The organism is Brevibacillus sp. SAFN-007a, from assembly GCF_051967035.1.
In the GTDB taxonomy this organism is placed as follows: Bacteria; Bacillota; Bacilli; order Brevibacillales; family Brevibacillaceae; genus Brevibacillus.
The window spans coordinates 335,218-350,698 of the sequence record NZ_JBQCKK010000001.1 but is presented as its reverse complement, the minus strand read 5'-3'; the positions used below and the strand labels follow the sequence as shown (position 1 = coordinate 350,698).

Annotated in this window: 16 protein-coding genes and 1 pseudogene; 7 read left to right on the top strand and 10 right to left on the bottom strand. The window is 55.8% G+C overall.

What is annotated here, in order from left to right; all coding sequences use genetic code 11:
- Positions 1–7 precede the first annotated feature (7 nt).
- From ACTHO6_RS01755 to ACTHO6_RS01745, 3 genes are all read left to right on the top strand, one after another.
- A complete protein-coding gene (locus tag ACTHO6_RS01755) occupies positions 8–1,960 on the top strand; it encodes a beta-propeller domain-containing protein (RefSeq protein ID WP_440238693.1) in 1,953 nt (650 codons plus the stop codon).
- A gap of 79 nt (positions 1,961–2,039) precedes the next feature.
- Positions 2,040–2,726 (top strand): tetratricopeptide repeat protein, encoded by a 687-nt coding sequence (locus ACTHO6_RS01750; protein ID WP_440238691.1) that lies wholly within the window; start codon positions 2,040–2,042, stop codon positions 2,724–2,726.
- A gap of 179 nt (positions 2,727–2,905) precedes the next feature.
- Entirely contained in the window at positions 2,906–3,523 is a 618-nt protein-coding gene (locus tag ACTHO6_RS01745) for a SurA N-terminal domain-containing protein (protein WP_440238689.1), read from the top strand.
- A gap of 90 nt (positions 3,524–3,613) precedes the next feature.
- On the opposite strand, the gene ACTHO6_RS01740 is transcribed toward ACTHO6_RS01745, so the two are convergent.
- The 3 genes and pseudogenes from ACTHO6_RS01740 to ACTHO6_RS01730 form a co-directional block, all read right to left on the bottom strand.
- Complete coding sequence (locus tag ACTHO6_RS01740) at positions 3,614–4,303, bottom strand: MBL fold metallo-hydrolase (protein ID WP_440238687.1); 690 nt, start codon at positions 4,301–4,303, stop codon at positions 3,614–3,616.
- Positions 4,304–4,396: 93 nt separating this feature from the next.
- Positions 4,397–5,188, bottom strand: a complete 792-nt coding sequence (locus tag ACTHO6_RS01735; protein WP_440238685.1) for an ABC transporter ATP-binding protein — start codon at positions 5,186–5,188, stop codon at positions 4,397–4,399.
- 305 nt (positions 5,189–5,493) lie between these two features.
- Positions 5,494–6,090, bottom strand: a pseudogene (locus ACTHO6_RS01730) (amidohydrolase); the annotation flags it as partial.
- Positions 6,091–6,330: 240 nt separating this feature from the next.
- Between ACTHO6_RS01730 and uvsE the strand changes: the two are divergent.
- From uvsE to ACTHO6_RS01710, 4 genes are all read left to right on the top strand, one after another.
- Complete coding sequence (uvsE, locus tag ACTHO6_RS01725) at positions 6,331–7,263, top strand: UV DNA damage repair endonuclease UvsE (protein WP_440238683.1); 933 nt, start codon at positions 6,331–6,333, stop codon at positions 7,261–7,263.
- Positions 7,264–7,671: 408 nt separating this feature from the next.
- Entirely contained in the window at positions 7,672–8,241 is a 570-nt protein-coding gene (locus tag ACTHO6_RS01720) for a hypothetical protein (protein ID WP_440238681.1), read from the top strand.
- 282 nt (positions 8,242–8,523) lie between these two features.
- Entirely contained in the window at positions 8,524–10,008 is a 1,485-nt protein-coding gene (gene hutH, locus ACTHO6_RS01715) for a histidine ammonia-lyase (protein WP_440239396.1), read from the top strand.
- Between the two features lie 103 nt (positions 10,009–10,111).
- On the top strand, positions 10,112–10,540 hold the full coding sequence (locus ACTHO6_RS01710; RefSeq protein WP_440238679.1) for a thiol-disulfide oxidoreductase DCC family protein: 429 nt from the start codon (positions 10,112–10,114) through the stop codon (positions 10,538–10,540).
- A 62-nt stretch (positions 10,541–10,602) separates the two neighbouring features.
- Here ACTHO6_RS01710 and ACTHO6_RS01705 read toward each other — a convergent pair whose 3' ends face one another.
- The 7 genes from ACTHO6_RS01705 to ACTHO6_RS01675 all read right to left on the bottom strand — a co-directional run bounded on the left by ACTHO6_RS01705 (position 10,603) and on the right by ACTHO6_RS01675 (position 15,435).
- Positions 10,603–11,523: an aldo/keto reductase gene (locus ACTHO6_RS01705; RefSeq protein WP_440238677.1), complete on the bottom strand. Its 921-nt coding sequence runs from the start codon at positions 11,521–11,523 to the stop codon at positions 10,603–10,605.
- Positions 11,524–11,598: 75 nt separating this feature from the next.
- Positions 11,599–12,108 (bottom strand): acyl-CoA thioesterase, encoded by a 510-nt coding sequence (locus ACTHO6_RS01700; RefSeq protein WP_440239394.1) that lies wholly within the window; start codon positions 12,106–12,108, stop codon positions 11,599–11,601.
- Positions 12,109–12,152: 44 nt separating this feature from the next.
- A complete protein-coding gene (locus tag ACTHO6_RS01695; protein WP_440238675.1) occupies positions 12,153–12,950 on the bottom strand; it encodes a DUF3109 family protein in 798 nt (265 codons plus the stop codon).
- Positions 12,947–13,270 (bottom strand): hypothetical protein, encoded by a 324-nt coding sequence (locus tag ACTHO6_RS01690; protein WP_440238673.1) that lies wholly within the window; start codon positions 13,268–13,270, stop codon positions 12,947–12,949. Before ACTHO6_RS01690 ends, ACTHO6_RS01695 begins: the two co-directional genes overlap by 4 nt.
- 108 nt (positions 13,271–13,378) lie before the next feature.
- Positions 13,379–13,663: a 4a-hydroxytetrahydrobiopterin dehydratase gene (locus tag ACTHO6_RS01685; RefSeq protein ID WP_440238671.1), complete on the bottom strand. Its 285-nt coding sequence runs from the start codon at positions 13,661–13,663 to the stop codon at positions 13,379–13,381.
- An 88-nt stretch (positions 13,664–13,751) separates the two neighbouring features.
- Complete coding sequence (locus ACTHO6_RS01680) at positions 13,752–14,489, bottom strand: class I SAM-dependent methyltransferase (protein WP_440238669.1); 738 nt, start codon at positions 14,487–14,489, stop codon at positions 13,752–13,754.
- Between the two features lie 256 nt (positions 14,490–14,745).
- Positions 14,746–15,435 carry a deoxynucleoside kinase gene (locus ACTHO6_RS01675; protein ID WP_440238667.1) on the bottom strand — a complete coding sequence of 230 codons (690 nt, stop codon included), beginning with the start codon at positions 15,433–15,435 and terminating at the stop codon, positions 14,746–14,748.
- Positions 15,436–15,481: the final 46 nt, after the last annotated feature.

The window sequence follows — 15,481 nt, the reverse complement described above, 5'->3', positions numbered from 1 at the left end:
GATCGAGATGAACAAAAAAACAGCGGGACTGATCGTGACGGCCGTCGTGCTGTGCGCTTTGCCGTTCCTGCTGCCGGCAGGCCCGGTCAAGGAGCCGACTGTCACAGCTGCCGGCGAGCAAGACGGGTTGCCTGTCGTCGGTTCCTACGAGCAGTTCAAGAAGCTACTGGAAAAAGCGCAGACCCACTACGCCATACCCGAAGCCGAATGGGCCCGACCCGCGTCCGCTCTTGCCACCTCAGGAGGCACAGCCAGCAAAAGCGCAGCAGCCCCTGATTTTTCGGCGACAAACACGCAGGTGCAAGGCGTCGATGAAGCGGACATCGTCAAAACGGACGGCACCTACCTGTATCAGGCGACGGCGCGGGAAGTGCGTATCGTCAAAGCTTACCCGGCTTCGGATATGCGCCTTACGAGCAGGATCAGCTATGACGACGGCCTGTTCACGCCAGTGGAGATGTTCGTCGACGACAAGCGGCTGGTCGTCATCGGTCAGGCGAACAACCTCGTCGACCTTGCTCCCTTGCCTGCTTCCAAGCGCGGCATCCCGTACTACCGAAACAACCAGCTGACAAAAGCGCTCGTCTACGACATCGCGGACAAAACGCAGCCCCGCCTCGTCAGACAGCTGGAGGTGGAAGGCCAGTACCTGTCTTCCCGCAAAATCGGCTCCAACCTGTATGTGACGGCCAACCACTACGTCGACACCTACCGGATTTTGCAGGAGAAAGCAGAGCTTCCTGGCCCCGCCTATCGCGACAGTGCCTTCGACGAGCAGTATCAAACCGTTCCGTACAGCGACATTCGCTATTTTCCGGAAAGCTTGCAGCCGAATTACCTGATGGTGGCCGGGGTCAATCTGGACGATCCGAAGCAAAAGCTGTCGCTTGCCACGTATTTGGGCGCCGGAGAAAACGTGTATGCCTCCCCAACCCATTTGTACGTAGCCGTCACGGAGCAAAAGGCGGAGCCGGTCAAGCAGAAGCCGAGCGAGTCGTTTGCCCCTGGGCTGGTTCCCCCGTCGCTTCCTGCCACCGACACGACGATCTACCGTTTCGCCATGAACGACGGCAAGATCGCCTTCTCGGCCAAGGGCAGAGTGCCGGGCCGCATTCTCAACCAGTTCTCTCTGGACGAATACGACGGCTATTTGCGCATCGCGACAACGAGCGGAAACATGTGGCGCACCGATGCGGACACTTCGAAAAACAACGTGTACGTCCTCGACAGCAAGCTCCGCATCCACGGCAAGCTGGAAGGCATCGCCCCCACGGAGCGCATCTACTCCGTCCGCTTCATGGGAAACCGCGCCTACATGGTGACCTTCCGCAACGTAGACCCGCTGTTCGTGCTCGATTTGGCAAAGCCCGCTGCCCCGCGTATTCTGGGAGCGCTGAAAATTCCGGGCTACAGCGATTACCTCCATCCGTATGACGAAAATCACATCATCGGATTCGGCAAGGAAGCAGAGTCAGACAAGGACATGGCGTTCTACCAGGGCATGAAAATCGCGCTATTTGACGTCAGCGACGTGACCCAGCCGAAAGAAAAATTCAAAACCGTCATCGGCGACCGCGGAACGGACTCCGAGCTATTGCACAACCACAAAGCCCTGCTGTTTTCCAGGGAAAAGGAACTGCTCGCCTTCCCGGTCACCGTCTACGAATGGTCCGAGGAGCAAAAGGCCAAGCAAGACATTCGCGGATACGGACGCTTCACATTCCAGGGCGCGTACGTCTACCGTCTCGACCTGGAAAAAGGCTTTACCTTGACCGACAAAATTACTCATCTGGAACAAGAAGACCAAAACAAGGCCGGGGAAGGCTGGTACGACAGCTCGAAAAACATCAAGCGAATCCTGACCATCGACCATACGCTCTACACCGTCTCCGACGACTTCGTCAAAGCCCGGCAGCTCCAAGGGCCAAAAGAAGAGAAGACCTTGCCATTGACAAAATAAAGGGAATGGTCTGTCACGCGGACGGGTTCTGTGCTAAGATGGGGGAATAGAGGCAGCGCAAAGAGAGGGTGTCATTAACGTGGAGTATTTGAGTCTTACTTGGACTTCAACACTGGCGGGACTGGCTGCCGTGCTGTTGGTCATGTTCATTCGCCTGCACTGGCCCTTCCGCTTTCAATATATGGCGAATCTGTACAAGCGCCGATTGGATGTACGGCTTAGCTGGCTGGAAGCATCCTATCGAAAAAATCGTTCACGTGCGGTAGCCATGCTCGATAAATCGACACATGAAATCATGATCGGCAATTACGAACGGGCGGAAAGGTTCATTGTATCGGGCATCAACGTCTGCAAGGAACGCCCTTCCCTGTTCAACCAGGCCATGATTCACTATCTGTTTTACAACCTGGCGATCGTCTACTACTCGTCCGGCCGCTACAACGAATCGCTGGAAGTCGCCTTCCGCATTTACCAGCGCGACCAGGGGATGACGGATTCGCTCGCGCTCATCGCCTGCTCGCACGCTCGACTGGGTGAAATCGAAAGCGCGCTCGAAGCTTATCGGCTGATGGCCGCCAAACGTTCCGCCAAAGAGTGGAAGCTGTTTTGCCTGGCGGAGATTGAAGCCGCCAAAGGCAATTACGAGTATGCGTTGACCCATCTTCGCCAGTTGCTGAACAAGTCGGCCAACTCGCTGCACCTCAGCCGCTCCGAGCTGGAAAAGCGCCTGGAGGAATGGCAAAAGGCTTCGACCCACGTCAGTTAAATCGTTTGCCCGCTTTTCCCCATTCCCATGACACCGCACATGACTTTCTGGTGTGCGGTTTTCTATTGCCGCCGCCTTCCGGAAAAGCGGCATATGTGGCGGGAATGTGGCCGTTTCCCTTCTGGATCGCTGCTCTCGACGAATACCACAGATGTAGGCAAGAAAGCGAGGTTCTTACCATGAAAAAGTTTGACATCTCCCTGCTGACAGTCGCCGTGCTCCTGACGGGACTGGCCGTGATCGGCGTATCGCAGGCAAAAGATTCGACTGCCGCCCATACAGGTGCCGTAGCTACGGTCGGCAACACCCCGATTACGCAATCCGCGCTCTATGAACAGATGAAAAAAGAGGCCGGCGCCAAAGTCTTGACCGACCTGATTGCCATCGAGCTGTGCAAGCAGGAAGCGGCCGCGCAAGGCATCAAAGTAACCGAGCAGGAGATCGACGCGAAGATCAACCCGATCAAGGATAAATTGAAAACACCGGAGAAATTCCAGGAATATTTGCAGGAACGAAACATGAACGAAAAAGAGCTGCGCGAGCGGTTCGGCATGCTTTTGCTGCGCGACAAAGTGTTCGCAAAGGCCTATCCGGTGACAGAGGAGCAAATCAAGGAATACTACGAGAAGAACAAGGAAAAGCTTGGAAAAACCTACGAAGAAGCGCGTCCGGAGATCACAGAGAAGCTGCAGGAGCGAAACAGACGCAAATATTCGGACGAATGGCTGGAGCAAATGAAGAAAAAATACAACGTCCAGGTCATGGACCCGGTTCTGGTGGAGCAGCAAAAGGAATAGTCGCGCTTGATCCACCCGCACGCCTAATGCCAAAAGACTTGTGTCGCCCGTTTTTTCGGTGCACAAGTCTTTTCTTTTGCCGCCCAAAAGCTACGGGCGTAAAATCGCGAGCAGTTCCTGCAAAAAGTCGGCGATGTCGCCCTGCAAAATCGGGCCGTGTCCCGTCGCCAAAAATTCGATGGGCCAATCAAGCAAGGCTTCCAGCCCCTCCACGTACTCCGCGACGCGATCAGGCTCGTTGATCGCCCAGCTTTGTACATGCGCCTTGTACGCCGCCCGACACTCGCTTTCTTTTCCGACGATTTGGCCCAGCTCGGCTTTTTCAAAACAGATATAATCCCCGACAAAACAAATTTTGCTCTGCGGGTCGAAAAACGCCACGGACCCTTCCGTATGAAAGGACAACTGGCGAAACCGCAGCGACGGAAGGTCTCCCCCGCTCCCCGTGAAGGTGTGCCCGAACAGCGTCTGCGAGAAATCGTCCAGCTCGTAGTAATCGTCGAGATGAATCCAGTTGTTTCGGGATGGAAACATGTCGGCATTCCCGATATGGTCCGCGTGCCGATGGGTAAAGTAAACGTATTCAATCCGCTCCGGCTTGGCACCGATTCCCTCCAGCGCCTGCTGAAAGTACGTACGCTGCTTGCGCAAGTGGGAATCGATGACAACAAACGATTCACCTTGTTTGATGACGTAGCTGTTGACGTAGCTCTGCCACGCCTCCTCGTAGGTGATGATCGCCCAGGTGGAGTCTGTGATTGGTGCAATCACGTTGTTCATGCCTCCATCTCTCCTCTCCTCCCAGCTTTTCTTCCTACTGCTATTATACACAATGATACACAAGGTTGCCGACTCTTGCCAAAAGATCGGCTGTTACCGCACCGATGCCTCTTCCCCCAGGCTGACCCACGAGCGGCCCCGTACACGGGCAATCTGGACCGGAACCCCGAAAAAGCGGCTCAACCCCGCTGCCGTCAGCACCTCGTCCGTTTTTCCGGCCTGTTCTACCTCGCCCGCCTTCAACAGCAGGGTATGGGTAAAGCAGGGCAGAATCTCCTCGATATGATGCGTGACATACAGCAAGGTCGGCCCATCCGGCTGCCTGGCAATCTGCTCAATCATCGCCAACAGCTGCTCTCTTGCCAGCAAATCCAGCCCGGTACAGGGCTCGTCCAAAATAAGCAGCCGGGGAGACGCCATCAGCGCCCGCGCAATCAGCACCTTTTGCCGCTCTCCTTGCGAAAGCGCTCCGAACGGCCGGTCCCTCAGCGCCGTGCAGCCAAACGTTTCGAGCAGCTCGGACGCTTTTTGCACATCTTCCTCCGCCGGGACGGAATACAGCCCAATGGTCGCTTCTCTTCCGCTCAAAATGACGCGAAAGGCCGTCTCGTGCTCGTGAAGCTGCGCGAGCAAAGCCGTGCTGACCCAGCCGATCGCTTTTCTTACCTCGCGCAAATCAACCGTTCCATATTCCTGTCCGAGAACGCTGACCCGCCCTTTTGTCGGCCATGTATAGCCACAGATGATTTTCAACAGGCTCGTTTTGCCGGAACCATTCAAACCGACCAGGCACCAGTGCTCGTTTTCCCGCACCTGCCAGCTGACGTCGCGCAAAATGACCGTATCGTCCCTTTGCCACATGACTTGCTCTACATCAAGAATCATTGGCTCTCCCCATTCCTGTCTTTCTTTGTCGGAAGCCGTCCGCTTTCTGATTATTTAGAGTATACCTGTCTATTCTTGATCGATCAATTCTTTTGTCCTTCCGGGCACGACGGAAAAAACCTTCGTGGCCAGTTGCGCGCCGCGAAGGTTTTCGCCCATACCGTTGGCTTAAAACTTCCCTTGGATTTGGAACACGATCTCCGCAAACAAGGTCGCGAACAGGAACGTCCCGGTGAAAACGACGAGGGATACGACGACGATTCGGGAAGCGAGTACACGGCCGCAGCGATTGCCAAGATCAACCTGCTGCGTCCGCCCTTGCCCTGGATCTTCAGATCAAATCGATCCGTGGAAGAAGTGAGCGCGCCGTATAAAAGGCCGAATTTTCCGACTGGCATGGAGGAAGCCAGATGGATCCCGATAATCGAATCCAGGCCGTCCGCCGCTCCTGCCCGGACAATCTCGACAGCGCCGCCTGGCGGAAGCTCCTCTGCGTGCTGGAAAAAGAAGCGCACCTCTCCTTTGATGCGGTCTTTGTACTGCGACAAGATTTTCGCCGCTCCAAGCAGCATCGCCGTATGTCCGTCGTGTCCGCACGCATGCATCACGCCTGCATGACGGGAAGCGTACGGCACATCGTTTTCCTCGTGAATCGGCAAAGCGTCCATATCTGCGCGCATCCCCAGCACTTTTCCCGGCTGGGAGCCGATCAGGCGAGCGACCACACTCGTTTTCGTCGGACGGGACAACACCAGATTCCCAAACGATTGCAAGGTTTCATACACATACCGGGACGTCTTTTCTTCTTCAAACGACAGCTCGGGATGCTGGTGCAAATGTCTGCGCCACGCCACTACCTCCGCCGCCAATTCGTCCGCCAATCGCTTCGTCTCCAAACTCACAGCCCCCATTCGTTTCCCCTTTCGCCCATTCCGTTCCCTATCTGTCGTGGAACCAATCGGCTGTTGGTACATGTTCCCGCTTGTCGATTCCGCCTCCCTTTTGTCCAATTATTTGTTATTTTAGAATTTTTTCTCAAAAAAGTCCACGCAAACGAACGACGAACTGGGAAGTTTTCATTCCAGACCAGCTTTCGGATTGGGAGATACTACGGGAAGACGACGATCCCGGGGGTGATTTCCTTGATCCGTTTGGGCTATGCCTGCATCAGCGTGAAGCTGAAAAACAATCCGAACAAAAAGACGACCGTTGCGCAAATCAATAAACTGGAGCCGCAGGCGCGCCTGAAAAAGCTGCGGCACGTGTTGCAGACGAATTTTTTCAATCTGATGGATTTGCTTGCCTACAACGTGGAAAACCGGATTTTTTTGTATCGCCTCCCCTCCGAATTCGTGCCGCTGGCTACCCACCCGGTCACGGCAAATTGGGACTGGGCCAAGGAGTTTTCCTGGGACTTTCAGAAAGCCGGAGAATTCATCCGCAACAACGGCATTCGCCTGACAGCGCATCCGGGGCACTACAGTATTTTGAACAGCGACAAGCTATCCGTGGTCGAGGCGACCATCGCGGATTTCTCCTATCACGCCAAAGTGTTTGATCTGCTTGGGCTGGACGACAATTCCGTGCTGGTCACGCATGTCGGCGGGGTGTTCGAGGACAAGGCCACTTCCCTGGAACGGTTTGCGGCGAACTTCGCGCGGCTTCCCGAGTCGGTCAAGCGCCGACTGGTCGTGGAAAATGACGACACTTCCTTCACCATGCGCGAGGTGCTGGAGCTGTGCGAGCGGATTGGGGTGCCGATGGTGTTCGACATCCATCACCACCAGTGCCACTCGAACGGCGAGGACTGGACAGAGTACCTGCCCCGCATCCTCCGGACATGGGGGGATCGCCTCCCGAAGATGCACATGTCCTCTCCGAAGTCGCCCAAAGAATTTCGTTCCCATGCGGACAACATCGATCCGGACGATTTTATCGCTTTTGTCAACGCTCTCGGGGATGCGGATGTCGATATTGTGCTGGAATGCAAAAATAAAGACGATGCGCTGTTGACCCTGCGCCGGGATTTGAAAAAGCGCGGGGTTGAGGTCGAGGCGTTTGCCGCTGCCCCTTGATCGCTTGATGCCGACCGTTGCGATTCGCTCATGCAAATCACCCCACAGCAAAAGGACGCCCGCACGAAACAGGCGTCCTTTGTGAGGCTTTTGGCTTAATCGCACCCGCAGCCACAGTCGCAACCATGCCCGGAGGATGAGCCTCTATGTCCGTGAGACGAGGAACTGCTGCGACCAAATGAGCTGCTGCCCCTATGATGCCAGACCTGGCATCGATCGTGGTAATGTTTCATTCTCCGCTGATGGTGCTTGTAATGTCTGCGGTATTCGCTGTATTTGCGGCGATGATCCTTGTATTGTTCGCATTTGTGGCGGAAATACTGCATCCGGTCCATATGGAAATGGAACTTGAACAGGTAAAGCTCGATTTCGGAGCCTGGTCGGACATTTTCCGACGACGGCGGCCTCATGTTTGGCGAAGCGTTTGGCGGACGGCGATTCGGCATGGCATTCGGCGGCATCGGATTGGCCGGCCTGCGGTTCGGCGGCATCGGGTTCGCCGGCATCCGGTTTGGCGGCATCGGGTTCGCTGGCATTCGGTTTGGCGGCATCGGATTCGCTGGCATTCGGTTTGGCGGCATCGGATTAGACGGCATCGGTTTTGGCGGCATCGGGTTTGGTGTATTCGGCAAAATCTGGTTAGGAGAAGGCACGTTCGGCCGCTGCGGCATCGGGCGCGCCGGGACGTTGTGCTGCGGATTCTCCGAGCTTTGCGGCGTTTTGGGCTTCGACGGTGACGGTACATTCGGTGAAGGGAGGTTCGGCGAAGGTACGTTTGGTGACGGCAATGGCATTATCGAGGAAGGCGGTTTCGGCATTTCTTTGGGACGCCTTGGAGACGATGGAGGCACGGGCGGCATCTTGCGTCGCTTTTCCACGGAATTGAACACGTCCTTTCTGATGAAATCACACAGTACATGGTATGACATTTATCCCGCTCAAGAAACGACACTCGCCCAGTTTCCCAAAATGGATTGAGCCCGTTTTTTCCCCTATAGGGAAGGAGCCGTGCCAATCTTGATCTTGACTGCGCGCTGACTTCCGTTACAATAATACTAATCACCATAATCATCTGACAGTTGCGAAAACGAAAGTGAGGACAGACGTATGCGCCGACTACCAGGCTTGCACGTTTTATCCAATCACATAGAACCCGGGAGCGAGGGTGTAGGATCAAGTGTCCTACACCCTCGCTCTTTTCGTTCTCTGCTCTGCTAAAGGAGGAAACTGCCCGTGAATCCACAATCCCCTGTCATCCAAATGAATGGAAATCAGCTGCGCATTGAAGATGTCGTCCTGATTGCCAGAAATGCCTACCGGATCGAGTTGACCCCCGAAGCGCTGGAAAATGTGCGCCGCTCGCGAGCGATGGTCGAAAAGATGGTTCAGGAGCAAAAAGTCGTCTACGGCATCACCACAGGCTTCGGCAAATTTTCCGATGTCATGATTCAGGGCGAAGATGTCAGCAAGCTCCAGGAAAACCTGATTATGAGCCACGCCTGCGGAATGGGAGAGCCTTATCCGGCGGAAGTCGTCCGCGCCATGATGGCACTGCGCATCAATGCGCTGGCAAAAGGCTATTCCGGCATCCGGGAAGAAACGCTGCTTCATCTGGCGGAGCTGTGCAACCGCGGCGTCCATCCGGTCATTCCGCAGCAAGGCTCGCTTGGCGCCAGCGGCGATTTGGCCCCGCTCGCGCACATGGTGCTCGTCATGCTGGGCAAGGGCGAAGCGTTCGTCCACGGACAGCGGATGAGCGGAGCCGCTGCCCTCCAAGAGGTCGGACTCTCCCCCATTCGTCTCCAGGCAAAAGAAGGTCTGGCCTTGATTAACGGCACGCAGGCCATGACCGCCTTGCTCTGCCTGGCCTTGTACGATTCCCGCGTCGTCCTGGAAAGCGCGGAGCTGATCGCCGCTATGACAGTGGAAGCCTTGCGCGGCATTCCGAAAGCGTTTGATCCGCAGTTGCACCTCGTCCGCCCGCATCCCGGACAGCAGGAATCGGCGAGGCGACTGCTCGCACACCTGTCCGGCAGCGAACGAACCTCTGAGCAGGGCGAACCGCGCGTCCAGGACCCGTACAGCCTGCGCTGCCTCCCGCAAGTCCACGGGGCGACACGCGATACGCTGGAGTACGTCTGGGCGACCGTCACCCGGGAGTGCAATAGCGTGACCGACAACCCGATTTTATTCACGGAAACAGGCGACGTCATCTCCGGCGGGAACTTCCACGGGCAGCCGATGGCCTTTGCCGCCGATTTTTTGGCGATTGCCATGGCCGAGCTGGCCAACATCTCCGAGCGCCGCACAGAGAGGCTCGTCAACCCGCAACTGAGCGGCCTGCCCGGCTTTTTGACCGAAAATGGCGGTCTCCATTCCGGCTTTATGATTACGCAATATGTAGCCGCTTCCATCGTCTCGGAAAACAAAGGGCTGTGTCATCCTGCGTCTGTCGATTCCATCCCGTCTTCGGCAAACCAGGAGGACCACGTCAGCATGGGGACAACCGCTGCCCGCAAGCTGCGCACCGTCGTCTCCAATGTGGCAAAGGTGCTCGCCATCGAGTATGTGGCGGCCGCGCAGGCGATTGACTTCGGAAGCGGGGAGCTGGGCGCAGGTACGAAACAAGCATACGATGAGCTGCGCCGCGTCATTCCCCGGCTGCACGAGGACCGGGAAATGCACCCCGACCTGGTGAAAGCAGAGGAACTGATCCAAAAAGGGGCGCTTGTCATTCTCGGGTAGCGATTCGCGCTGGGAAAGCCCTCCCTTCTCTGCTATGATGAAAGCGAAGGCAGTACGACCCGCACGACCATTCGATTCGCCGGAGAGCATGGAGGGCTGCCCGATGAAGCCAGCATCTGAGCCGCTGCAACACCCGGACTATCTCTTGTTGTTCGACGGTGTTTGCCATTTGTGCAACAGCGCCGTTCGATTCATCCTCAAGCGCGATCCGTCCGGCAGCATTACCTTCGCTTCCTTGCAGTCGGAAACAGCGCAGCACATTTTGTCTCGCTACTCGTATGACCAAAGCGGGCTGCCATCTGTCGTCCTGATCGCCCATGGACGGCTGTACACCAAGTCAGATGCGATTTTGCGCGTGACGCGCAAGCTGTCCGGGGCCTGGCCGCTGTGCTTTTACCTCGGCCGTCTCATCCCCCGTCCCGTCCGTGATTTCGCTTACGACTGGGTGGCGAAAAACCGTTACCGCTGGTTTGGCAAACAGGAGCAGTGCATGCTGCCTACGCCCGCGATCAAGTCCCGCTTTCTGGACTGACTGATCGGGCAGATTCATACCAAAAAAGAGGAGCCGTCGCGATTCGTCGGCTCCTCTTTTTGCTATTTGACCCGCGCTTGCGGATGATCGTCGCTTGCGTAGGCAGCGGCTTTGGCGTTTGCCTCCACCTGTGCGGGGCTTTTGCTGCCCGGGATGACCGTCGTGACGGCCGGGTGCTTCAGGCACCACGCCAGCGCCCACTGCGCCATGTCCATGCCCTCCGGAACCTCGCTTTCCTTGATGCGGGCCACCTCTTCCAAGAGGCGGGAGACGTGCTGCGGATCGTGGCGGTGGCGCACATCGTTTCCGGCAAATACGGCTCCTGGCTTGTATTTGCCGCTCAAATAACCGCTCGCCAGCGGCACGCGGGCGAGCACGCCCAAATCCTGCTCCACGCATGAAGCAAACACCGCTTCCTCCGGCTTGCGATCCAGCCGGTTGTAGACGACCTGGATCGTCTGCGCGTTGACGCGGGAGGCTCCGCCGACCTGATGCAGGTTGTCGTTTTTGGCAATCGACAAGCCCAGATGGCGAATCGTTCCTGCCTGCACCTGCTTGTCCAGATACGTCCACAGCTCGTCGTTGTCAAACGCTTCGTCCGGCCCGGAATGGAACTGGTACAGGTCGATGTAGTCCGTCTGCAAGGCCCGCAACGATTTTTCCAGTTGCTCCTGCACGGCGGCAGCGCTATACTCGTTGGTCCGCGAAAACTTGTCGTGGAAATGGTGTCCGAACTTCGTCGCGATGATCCAATCGGTACGGCGGTTCTTTTTCAAATAGCCTCCGATCAGCTGCTCGGACAAGTGATCGCCGTAGCACTCTGCGGTGTCAATCAGGTTGATGCCCAGTTCATGCGCCGTGTCCAAAATCCGATCGACTTCCGGCTGCGAGAAGTCTTGCCCCCACTCTCCGCCAAATTGCCACGTCCCCACGCCAATCACGGAAACAATCAGTTCCGTTTTCCCCAATCTGCGGTACTTCATCGTCGATTCCTCCTCACGTCTCTATGTAGAAAAGGCCCTGAGCGAACCGTCGCTCAGGGTGAACCTACACGCCTATCAAATCGTCTTTTCGATATTTAACTGGCTGACGAACGCTTGCAGGCTGTCTTTTCGTTCCTTGCGCATTTTTTTGCGCTCCTCCGCCGTCGCCATCAACTTTTTCTCTTCTTCCGTCTCCGGAACAATGGCCGGAACTTCGGTAGGATTGCCCGCTTCATCCAGGGCGACAAAAGTCAAAAAGGAAGTGGCGGTCAGCACTCGTTCTCCTGTTTGCAGGTTTTCCGAGACAATTTTCACAAAGACCTCCATCGAGGTACGCCCCGTCGAGGAAACAAACGCTTCCAGGCAGATCGAATGCCCCATTTTCACGGGCGCCAAAAAATCGATGGAGTCTATGGAAGCCGTCACCACCGGTCGGCGCGAATGCCGCATGGCAGCGATCGCTGCTACCTCATCTATATAGGCCATCATCGTCCCGCCAAAGATGGTCCCGTGGTAATTGGTATCGGACGGTTGAACCAAGGATGCCTGGATGGTGCGAGATTCTTGTGTAGTCTTGACGTTCATCGCTGTTGCTCCTTTGTCAATCATTTCTTGCCTTCCCCATCATATCACAAGGGCATCCGTTGTTCCAATTCCATACGGGCACTTGTCCGCTGGCTGCTCTCTCGCAGATGGCCCAGCACGTTTTCCGCCTCTTCCCGCAAAAAATAGCGCAATAGCGGCACGTTCCATTCGTAAGCGGGGCGATAGCCGTCCAGCGCGAACCAGTTTTCGGCGATGTGCGCAGCCAGCTTCCTGCGCTCGCGATTCGCGCAATAAAACTGCTCCAGGTAATCCGTTCCCCAGCGGGAAAAGGACGATGTCGCTTCGGTCACGGCGGTCAACAGAACTTCCTGGCCCGTATCGATCAGATCGAGCGGATACAGCTGACAGCTAAACGGCTTGAGCGGCAGGACATCCTGCCCTGTTTCTTCCGCGTAGGCGTGGATCGCACAGCCGAAGCGGCCGTTGTTTTCCTGATAGAACAGACAGTTGCCATGCCGCATGCGAATCGTGCCTGGCAGCTGTCCCTGGGCCCACACACCGTAGCGCTCCCAATTTTCCCGCTCGCCTGCTGCCTGCAACCGGGAAGCAATCGCCGGGACTTCTTTTTCCAGCAGCGGAATTTGGCTCTCCTCGACAGCGTATGGCTGTCCCCCCTCACAACACGTCTCGCGGTGAACCGCCCGGCAATTCCAGCAGTCCAGGTGAAACAAAGCGAGCAGAGCGGGTACGTCCACCAGGTACCGCCCTGCTTTTATCATCCGATGCCTGTTTTTTTTCACGTACATTTTGCAACTGTACACTTCTTTTTCACTCATCGGATCGGGTGTTCCTACGTAGTGATAGGATGACTTGTTCTTCATTTTTCCAGGACGATCTCCGCTTCCGTGCCGAAAATGTTCAGTTTGCCGTCTGCATAGGTGGCGAGATCCACTTCTTCGCCGGGAATTTCCATCAAAATTTCTACGCTCTCCTCATCCTCTGCCACAAACAGCAGCCAGAGGTCTTTTTCGTCGAATTCGTTGTCGGTGAGCTTCATATCTGTCAGCTGCCCCTGAAACTGCGCCACTTCTTCATCCTCTTCGCTCTCGGTGTCCCATTGGGTAAAGGTGACGGACACCGTTTGCTTGACAAATTCGTCCGCAAGCAGGCGCAAAAGCTGTTCGTGCTGTTGAATTTCCATCGTTAATCCCTCCGAAAAACTGTCCTTCCTGCCCATCATAGCAAAGTGCGGGCAAAAAACCAAAAGAAAACCGCTTCACAAAACGAAGCGGCTGTTTTTGTCCTGACGCTAGCTTACTTTGCTGATCGTCTGGGCGAGGGCAAAATCTTTGCCCGTCAGCCCTTTTTCCTCGCGGGTCGCGAGTGTAAACGTGACGGTTGCGCCAGACAGGTGAATCTCGACATGCTGACTGTCATGCTCAAGCATTTCCGCCACGCGGTTTACAAAACTCACGGCCGTGGCGAAATCCCTACAGTAGTAGGTGCGCGACAGCGCCATCCTGTCTTCGACCAGCTTCCAGCCCGGAACCTTGCCCAAATACAGTTTGACCTGCTCCAAAGACAGCTTGCTCACTCACATCGCCCCCCTTTTGTCCGATGAATCGGTGGTACCACCATCATATTCAGCGGACAGAAAGGTTAGTCACGCTGATCCGCGCCCCTTATCGCTTGATGGCGTAAAAAATCATCCGCGGCGACTGACTGGCTCTGTACGGTTCAAATTGGTAATTGCCATATACCTGAATGTGTCCGAATCCGGCCAGCTCCAGCATGGCCGTCATCTTTTCCATGGAGAAAAGCCGCACCTGCTCGGTGTACTCTCTCGACTGCGCGGCAGGATCGTCGCGAATGAGAATCCGCTTTTTCACAGCCTCGTCCTCTATCCAACGCTTCTCCTCGATCAGCATTCCGTTGACCTCCTTGGTGGAGTGCGGGACAAGATGCTGCTTCACGTAGGCAGGGTTCAGGTAGTCGATGACGACTTCCCCGTCTACCTTCAATGCCTGCGCCATATTGCGAATGACCTGCGCGTTTTCCTCATCCGACGAAAAATAGCCAAAGCTGGTAAACAAGTTGACAACGATGTCAAATTCGTCCCGATACGGAATATGGCGCATGTCATAGCGAGCGAAGCTCAGGTTCGGATAAGTGTTCTGTTCTTCCGCCAGCTGCAATAGCACTGGCGACAGGTCGACACCCACGACTTCGTACCCTCTGCGAGCCAGCGCGCGCGAATGCCGCCCGCTCCCACAGCAAAGATCAAGTACGCGCCCCGTGTCCTTTACCGGCAATCGCTCCAGCAGATTGGCGATCTCGCTGTCGGCCGCCGAATCATCCCGATGCTGATAAACAAGTATGTAATCTTCGCGAAAGCTGCGTTCAAACCATTCTTCTGCCATTGCCTTGCTCCTTTGATTCCAAGATGCTCTCATTATACCACAGCGGGGTTAGTCCACAGCCGATTTCCCCCGGTGCAAGTGCACGACAAGGCGCAACCCGTATCTCGATCAGGCTGGACGGACAGACCCTCCACTCGCATTCCCTGCATGCCGTTTCCCAAAAAGAACCCCCTATTCCTGCTGGCAACAAGTCTCGTCTTGCCGCCGCGCGGAAGTAGGGGGTTTTTCTTTTGCTGCTTGTGTATGGTCTGGCTGGCTACGGCAGGCGGGCTGCTCGTCCCAGACGAATTTTTTCCGCCGCACGGGCAATGATGCTCTCCACCGAGGCCGGATCGTCCACGGCGTCGTACTCGTTGATGTTCACGCGCAGAACAGGACAAGAGGTAAACGAATGAATCCAGCGTTCGTAGCGGTCGAACAAATCGCGCCAGTAGTCAATCGGGGTCTGCTGCTCCATCGGACGTCCCCGCTCTTTGACGCGTTCGATAATATCGTCAAAGCTTCCTTCGAGATAGATCAAAATATCGGGATGCGGGAAGTACGGGGTCATCACCATCGCTTCGAACAGCTCTGTGTACGTGCGGTAGTCTTCCTCGGTCATGTTGCCCTGCTCATACAGCATGCGGGCAAAAATACCGGTATCCTCGTAAATCGAGCGATCCTGCACGAAGCCGCCGCCGTAGTCGAACATCCGCTTTTGCTCCTTGAAACGCTCCGCGAGGAAAAAGATTTGCAAGTGAAAGCCCCAGCGGGACAAATCGTTGTAATAACGGCTCAGGTACGGGTTGTTGTCCACTTTTTCCACGGACACGCGAAACCCAAGCTGATCGGCCAAGGCGTGCGTGAACGTCGATTTTCCGACGCCTACCGTTCCGCCGATGGTGATGACCGCATTGCTCGGTATGCCGTATTTTTCACGAAGATGGCTGTGTTGAAACCTAGACATGTACGCAACTCCTTATCCAATTATTGCCATTCACGCGTGCTCGTTA